This is a genomic window from Saccharicrinis sp. GN24d3 (genome assembly GCF_052400645.1).
Classification (GTDB): domain Bacteria; phylum Bacteroidota; class Bacteroidia; order Bacteroidales; family Marinilabiliaceae; genus Saccharicrinis.
Map to the genome: position 1 here is coordinate 1 of NZ_JBQTGI010000055.1, position 8,214 is coordinate 8,214.

Below are 8,214 nucleotides of genomic sequence, written 5' to 3' on the forward strand. Positions count from 1 at the left end.
GGGTTTGTCGTCATCTGCTTTTACCAAACTATCTACCGCTGAAAGATAGAAGTTCAGCTTGCCCGCATATTCGGGTATGAATTTGGTATTTTTTAGTTCAATTACCACGTAGCATTTTAGTTTGGTGTGGTAAAAAAGCAAATCAATGTAATAATCCGATTCATCAATTTCAAGATGATACTGCCTGCCTATAAAAGCAAAACCTTTACCAAGTTCCAATAAGAATTTAGAAATATGTTCAACCAGTTTTTGTTCCACATCTCTTTCGTTATAGGACTTTGTCATTGTAAGAAAATCGAAAGAATAAGGGTCTTTTATGGTTTGTTGAGCCAAATCGGACTGTGGAGCAGGAAGTGTTTGTTTGAAATTGGTAATTGCATTTCCTTGTCTACTATATAAACTCGATTTCAGTTGCAGAGCCAGAACATCTCTACTCCAGCCGTTCTCAATAGTTTGTTGAATATAGAATTTTGCCTCCTCTATATTTTTAGCTCTAGTAAAAATTTGGATATTGTGTCCCCACGGAATTTTGTCAACAAGCTGTTGACTTAATTTTTTAGCAACTTCATCCGTCTGTAATTCTGTATTTTGTAATTGGTCAACAGGCTGTTGACTAATTGAATAAAACTGATAAAAATTGCTGCAATATTTAAGGTTTGTTTTTGATAAGCCTTGGATGTCAGGAAATTCAGCTTTTAAATCGTTAGAAAGTTGTTCTAATAACTTGCTTCCCCATTTGGCTTTTTTCTGCTTTTCGTAAATATCACGTCCCAATTCATAATAAAACAAAATAAGTTCACGGTTCGCAGCCAGTGCCGTTTTAACCTGTGCAGTACGAACCTTTGACTTTACTTCGTTTAGCCAGTTGATGTAGTCTTTATTGAGTTTTATGTTGGCCATAATATCTTGTTTTTACGATTCTAAATAAAATAACGATAATCATACTCAGAGTAAGTGTTTGAATCAATCAATTTGCCAATTCTCGCAATATCATTTGACGATGAAATCGTTGCTGGTAATTGAGAGTACATATTCAGGGAATTCCAATTCATTTTTGTAAGCCCTAAAATCTCATTTGCAATTTGCTCCAAACTTCCATTACCGTAATGTTTAATTACTCTAAGCGGTTTTGGAATGTATCTACCTCCTGGATAAAAATTGTAATTAGGGTTTCTTACTGATGGTATTACCCCGTGTGCCCAAAGTAGAGCTTCTTTTGAGTTAAGTTGAATGCAAGTGCCTCGAGAAACAGAGAACCCATCAATTTCAGGCTTGTTGTTTTTTATCTTACTGGCAGTGTACTTTATATTATCCTCAAAGTTAATTTCAATTAAATCAATTGATTCAATAATGCCATTATCCGAAAGACTATCCAAGATTCCTTGCTTTTCTTCTCCGGTGAAGAATGTTCTCTTGTGAATAACAACTCTTTTGGGGAGTTCATTCATCGATTCATAAAACAGGTTGAGAATATTGCGACCAAACTCATAAGCATCGTCATAACACAAATGGGGTTTTTTATGCCTCCATTGTATTTTGTTGTTGCTTATTTTAGACAATTTGTATTTTAGGCCTTCTCCCGTAGAGCTGTAAATGTGGCTGCAACCTAATACTATATGACCATTGCTATTATCATTAGAATCAATACTATACCCTAATCCAGCAAAAGCTGTATTTTTATCTGTATTCGCTAATATCCAAGGAGTTCTTAATGATTTTACGTAGAAAGAAAGCGATAACCACCAGTTAATTTGGCAACTTTGTTGTTGGTCTTTTACCGTTTTTTCTCGTATTAATTGAGACATTATCCCTTTTTCAGCACAAAAAGCTTTTATGTAATCGTGTAAATCAAATATTTCGCCTTGTTCATTGTATGAAGTGAATTCTTCCCAACGTTGTGGTATATAAATCACAACAATTTTTTGTCTTCCTGTCGAATTTATTTTGACAATGCAGTTACAAATCTCTTGCTTAATGTAGTTTGCATTTTCTACAATTCCAGTATTTTGTGGTTCAGCAACATATTCCCATCCTTCACTATCAGGAGTAGGAAAGTTTAAACTAACTCCATAAGTAGTATAGAATCCTTCAAAATCAATAATGTAATCATCATTTTGTTTGAATTTTGCAATCTTTTGATTTTGCTTTTGAATGAATGTATAAAGGTTAGTTGCTTCTGCTTTTGGTGAAACCAAAGCTATATCAACTCTATCACTAAGTAAAGAATTGATGTTCGTTTCAAAAGGTTTATTATTTACCAAGCCTCGCATTGGGTGTTCATCGGTTACATTTCTTGAACCATTGGAAGTTGAAAACAATAATGGAACCTCCTTAAATTGAATGCCTTTTAGGTTAAAGAAATGTTTTGGTACTGTATGACTTTGTGGGTACCGATAATTTAAATTACAAACCTCGGTAAAAAGCGGAGCTTTTGTTATTTTAAACCTAAATCCAGAACCTGAGTCTATAGGGAATTCGAATTCATTAATTTTTTGAAAAAGCGCCTTCCGCCATTTTTCCACATAAATATTGAACTGTTTATTCCAAATTTTGTGAAAGAATGCAATTCCCACATTTTGAGCTAATGTCCTATCTACATCTTCTTTTTCCAATTCAAAATCAGGATTAAGCGTAAGGTAAAATACACCTGAAATTCTATCAAAAGACAACTTAATCGCATTAAATACCTTTTGCCCTGCAATGGTTTGAAAGTCCGATTCAGACCATAATCTGTTTTTATAGTTGGTTTTAATATTGTAGGTTGAAGCTAAAACCTTGCACACAGCGGTTAGAAGCAAGCTACTTGTAGCTGAATTATATATCTTGATGTTTGCCAGTGGTTTTCGTTGAACTTCACTTTCTATCACATCAGAAAAAACATCTTTTATTACGGTTAGGTTTCCAAAACACCATATTTGTTTTCGATATGGAACGGCAACTATATCACTCCTCGTTAAAGTTCTACTTTTAACAAACTCCCAAGGTTTTTCGTCAAGTGTAGCTTCAAATACAAACACTTCGTCAGGAAAACTAATTTTATACAAGTTGCTTTTTACTATCTTATTTGTTCTGTCGGGCTTCAAATCAAATGGAGTAAAAACATCTTGTTTTTCTTCTAATTGGTGAAGATTAATCAATTCTTGCTTCAACTCTCTATTATCCTCGACTACCAATTGTGCAGTTTTTCGCAGAACAGTATCAAAACCCTCTGTTGAAATATGAAAGGCATTGCGATTGCTTTTTTCGGCAAGTTCAATAAGCTCTTGAACTTCTTTACTTGCAGTACTTCCATAACCACACCAATACAACATACCTCCGCCAGGTTTGGAATAAGCTTCTTTCAAAGCATCCATCAGAGAAGCATCTCTACCACTATACCCAACAACAATTAAATGTTTGTCTCGTAAATAATCAATTAGAACTTTGCGGAAAGTTTCATCTTGATTTTGAAGTTCCTCAACCGTATTTTTTAATTCTCCATATTTAAAATCTCCGTGGAGTTTAATTACGGGAAGTTCGTTTCTGTTTTGACTTCTGCTTGTAAGTCGTTGAACAGAATCCAGAGTAATTTCAATAGATTGAACCCCACTGCCTGAACAAGCTGTTACAACTAGTTCATCTAAATTTGTTGTCCAAACCGAATCAAGGATTCCTTGCTTTGCGAGTATTGGGATTGATTTATAGCCAATAGAAGGCTTTTTATTTGAACTTATTTTTTGAAAATATTGTCTTCTATGTTCTTCAATTGGGTAACATTTTTTGGCGTAAAAAGAGTATTCTTCAGCATTTTCCCTTTCAGGGTAACCTCCTTGGTTATCTATCCAATGCTGTATTGTATCTTTTACTTTAGGATTTCTATGATTTTCTATCCAATCTGATGCTGTTGAGTTGTTTGATTTATAAATGGATTTCTTCCATTCCCAAATACAGTCTTCTGCTGATGGAATATCAGATGTAATTGAACAGCCTGCACCTAACAGTAAAGAATAGGTGTCATTTTTACTGATATTAATAGCCCTCAGGAATTCATCAAATTGTAATTTATTCATATAACCTCAATAATTAAGAATGCAGGAGAAATAATCTATTGGTCAGTTGGTCTTGTGATTTCTTTTTTACTTTAATAATATTTTAGAATCCTTCATTTTCATACATTTCTCTTTCAATTTATTTGTCTACTCACAAAGATACTCAGTCCGTGCGCGTTGGCAAGAAATAGCTCTTTTGTTTTTTTAACAATGGGTTGTGTGTCGGCGAAAAAACAAATGTGCTATTTGTGCGTGGGCTTCTTTTCAATTCTTCTTGTAGCAGATTTTCACTGTTGTCCGGTCTTTTTTAAGATTGTGCCTAACGGTTTGAACAAGGGTTCGTGAGCTGATTTGAAAAACCGAACCTCCGAAACCCTACCAAGCCGGAGCCTTAGCTTCGGCGAACTTATTAAAAGAGTAAAACTTCCGAATTTACACTGCCAGCCCATGCCCTTTATTTATTTATTGTAGGGCGTTTTTTATTCATTAAATTTATCTTTCATCTGCTCAATTGTCAAAAAATCTCCATCAAATTTTATGTGCAACATTCTATGGCAGTTTGCACAAACTAAAGCAAGGTCATCCAATGTTGTTTCTCTAACTCCTGTCTGGCTTATTGGTGTTTTATGATGACATTCAATAAATTCTTTGCCAAATCGCTGTTTAAATGAAAATCCACAAATTACACATTTCAAATCGCCAACTTTTATTGCTTGTCGTTTTTTCTCTGCAATAATTTTACGATTTCTCTCTTTTACCAAGTGTGAAATAAGTCTTACTTCTCCTTCAGAAACAGAAAGGTCCGAAGATGTATCTTCAAGTTCATTAATTAATGCTGATGTAATTTTTTCCGACTTTTGTTCTTCAGGAGTAAAGAATGTTTTAAATCGCTTCCAAATGTCAAATTGTAGTTCATCAATATTGCCAATTCCTTTTATGTTTTCAAGTTTACAAGCATTACCTTGAGTTATGCCAGAAAAATTAATTCGTTTCCATAAAGTATCCGAAACAGGTATTGCATTGTCTTTACCAGTTTTAGCAATTATTTTAACAAGCCTACCATAACGATAGTCTTGTCTTGAATTCTCTTCAATTAAAGTATTATCAATTGGTGTAACAATATGAGTAAAAGAAGGTATTCCATGTACCTTTTGATAGATAAGTATTAACTCGTCTATTGCTGGTGTTAATACATTAGTTTTGTGTTTAGTCGGAAAATGAATTACAAAAGGATTAGCCGTTAAATCCAAATAAGCTTCTCCATTAACTTTATTTGTAACATTCTTAAACCAAACTATATCTGCTGGAGTGTATGTTGGAGAATTCGGTTTGTCAATTTCCCAAAATTCTGATAACAACAACTTATTCTTAGCAATATGGTCTCTATGCGCTGTCACCATTTTACTTCCAAATATTCTGTCAGTCGCATTTTTAAAGCTTTCCCAAATTTCGGGCTTAGATGTTAGAAGCTTTAAATTGGTAAGGTCTTCAGTTTCCAACCAGTAAAGTGGTTCAGAAAATTTTTTGGTTGATTTTACAATTCTGCTTGCTGCATTTGGAATGTCTGTGATTTTTTTATCTAAAAGCAGCCAAATCAATCCTTCGGTTGTGTACGCTGCAAAGAAAATTCCCCCTGTCAGTAGTGAAACGCTTGAGGTGTTAGTCCCGAAAAGAGATTTATCCGGATGAGAAGTATTTTTAAAAGATTGTTCAAAAAAATCAATCAAGTCTGATTGAAACGGTTTAATATTCCGTTTTTTATCAGTCCATTGTAATATTTCATCTTTCCAGTCGAAATCTATCATCGCAGTCTTTTTTTAAATGCCCTATAACGTTGCGTGTATAATTTCGTAAGGGATTTCGGGCTTCAAACCTATCAAGTCCCCACCTAAACATGATGCGGGAGATAACGCTCAAAAACCTCTGAAACCCTTATGCACTAAACACATTGTGTGCTGGCATTATTTAGTCAAGTATTCCCAATCTTCGTTTTGCAAAGTCAATTCTGATTTGTCTTCGAAAACAATCCCTAATGTCTCAATTTTTAGTCCTTCCATTAAGAAATCACGATGTACTTTTTTGTCAGCAACTTCTTTCCCTAGTTCTTTCCTCAATTTTGCAGGTGCTCCAACTGGCACTTTTGAATATAAAAAACTAGCGACATCATTATATTTCTCCGTTGTTGTTACTTCAACCTCTTCTTTAAAGTCCTTTGCAACTTCATCAGTTAGTTTTACTTTTTCATCAAAGAACTTAGAATCATATTTATTCACATATTTGTAATTAATAACAGTATAAAGTATTGGCTTCTCAAATTCATTTTTAAACTTCAGATTCATAGTCAAATAACCTTTGTACTTGTCAATTGGTACTGCTTTTGCGTCTGTCAAAGTAATAAACTCTTTTAACTTCTTGTTATTTTCAATATTTATTAAAATCTGTGTTTCTGTTGAATCAAAATCTACTTTTAATTCTTCAATGTACTCCCCATACGTTTTTACTTCCGCTCCATCACCAGCTAAAGCTTTGCCTAGTTCTGCGAATCCGAGGTACGTAGACAAGTTGTCTATTACATACTTCTTTTCCATTTCCTTTAATGTCTCATCATTATTGACTAATTCTTTTACTTTCTCAAAATCTTCTTTGTTTAAAGGTTTGTTAAGAATATTTGTACAGCTTGTAAATACTAAACTTGCAATCAATCCAGATGCAAGAATCAATTTGGTTAATTTCATAATCTATCCGTTTTAAATATTAAAAATTCATATTATCTCTTGTGTAGGTTGTTTCTTTTGCTTGCACACAACTTGTCGATATAAAGCATATGCTTTATATCCCTTTTATGTCACCTATTATTTCTTCAAAAAGTAATTATTATCTATACATCCATGATGTGGTCCGCAAAGCGGGTTGGATCACCTAAATTACCAAATATTTTATTTAATCGTTCTATTTATCGCCAATTAATTATTAACATAGGAATAACATAGACAAGTACGTATTTATTGTATGCAAAACCCCTTCATCAGCTAGCTCTTTGTTTTCTATCGTATTACAAAAACAACATTGTAAAAAAAATATCCCTAAACACCATTGTACTTTACAATATTTTTCCTAATTTGTATCAGCATATAAACCACCTAAACTATTTAGCTATGATATACTTCACTAAAAATACAAAGGAACCAGATCCGGTTCTAAAAAATCACCCAACAAAGTATTATGACTTTCCTGCTTTCTATCAAGCCTTCTGATTATCCGTATTGAACACCTTCGATATACCAACGAATGTTCAGTAACTGCGTTACATTATTTTTTATATCCTTAAATCAGAAAAATGTCAACAAGAAATTACAATTACAAGGATGTGGATATGCTATTGGCATCCAAAACCATTTCTCAAAGCTTAATAAGCTATATTGATGAACTCTCCGTAGCCCGCACAACCTGGACTATTGACTATGCCAACGGCTTATCGGCCAAAATTGACGATGCCATAGATAACTACCTGGGGCTGGATAAAAAGAAGGAACTACGTAATGCGACAACCCAATTGGGAGCTATTCAAACCCCCGCCAGGCGCGACTTATCCTTTTTAAAAACACAACTAGAGGTTGATTTTGGCAGCGAAGCAAAGGAAATAGTGAAAAACCTGGGTTTTACCAAGAACTTAAAAGCGGTTCAAGACAATAACCAGGAAGCATTAATTCAGTTACTATATACCTTTAAACAAAACCTTACGGAAGACCTAAAAACCCAAATTATTGAAAAAGGTACTGCCCCTGCCCTATTGGCGCGTATGGTAGGCTATGCCGACCAAATGAAAGATGCCAACGTTTCGCAAGAAACGATGAAAGAAACCTCTAAAGCACTTTCGGAGGAAGCTATAGATGCTTTAAACGATATTTATTCCGAAATAGCGGGCATTTGTAAGATAGCAGCCAGCTTTTACCAGTACGAACCCCTTAAAAAGGAGCAGTTTACCATTAGTAAGGTCGTGGCTAAAATGGGCGCTGCCAAAAAAAATAGTGAAGAGCCTACGGAAGTATAGTTTTTACAAACTACGAGACATAGTTTAGATTACACTCCCGTTTTATCATAGTATCAAGGTAACAACTCAGGTATCCAAGGCAACATAATTATATCGGCTATTTAGAAAGGCGATTTTGCCTTAAGATTAGAGATA

The 8,214-nt window shown here is 34.1% G+C and carries 5 protein-coding genes; 1 reads left to right on the forward strand and 4 read right to left on the reverse strand.

The window, feature by feature from the left end; genetic code table 11:
• The 4 genes from ACT29I_RS25355 to ACT29I_RS25370 form a co-directional block, all read right to left on the reverse strand.
• Positions 1–900, reverse strand: a 900-nt coding sequence (locus ACT29I_RS25355) for a PDDEXK nuclease domain-containing protein (RefSeq protein WP_444794817.1), incomplete at its 3' end; no start/stop codon positions are given.
• 20 nt (positions 901–920) lie between these two features.
• Complete coding sequence (locus tag ACT29I_RS25360; RefSeq protein WP_444794818.1) at positions 921–4,049, reverse strand: SIR2 family protein; 3,129 nt, start codon at positions 4,047–4,049, stop codon at positions 921–923.
• 458 nt (positions 4,050–4,507) lie between these two features.
• Positions 4,508–5,833, reverse strand: coding sequence for an HNH endonuclease (locus ACT29I_RS25365; RefSeq protein WP_430935661.1), 1,326 nt, complete (start codon positions 5,831–5,833; stop codon positions 4,508–4,510).
• Positions 5,834–5,989: 156 nt separating this feature from the next.
• Positions 5,990–6,763: a hypothetical protein gene (locus ACT29I_RS25370; RefSeq protein ID WP_430935663.1), complete on the reverse strand. Its 774-nt coding sequence runs from the start codon at positions 6,761–6,763 to the stop codon at positions 5,990–5,992.
• Between the two features lie 602 nt (positions 6,764–7,365).
• Here ACT29I_RS25370 and ACT29I_RS25375 point away from each other — a divergent pair.
• On the forward strand, positions 7,366–8,079 hold the full coding sequence (locus tag ACT29I_RS25375) for a hypothetical protein (RefSeq protein WP_430935665.1): 714 nt from the start codon (positions 7,366–7,368) through the stop codon (positions 8,077–8,079).
• Positions 8,080–8,214 lie beyond the last annotated feature (135 nt).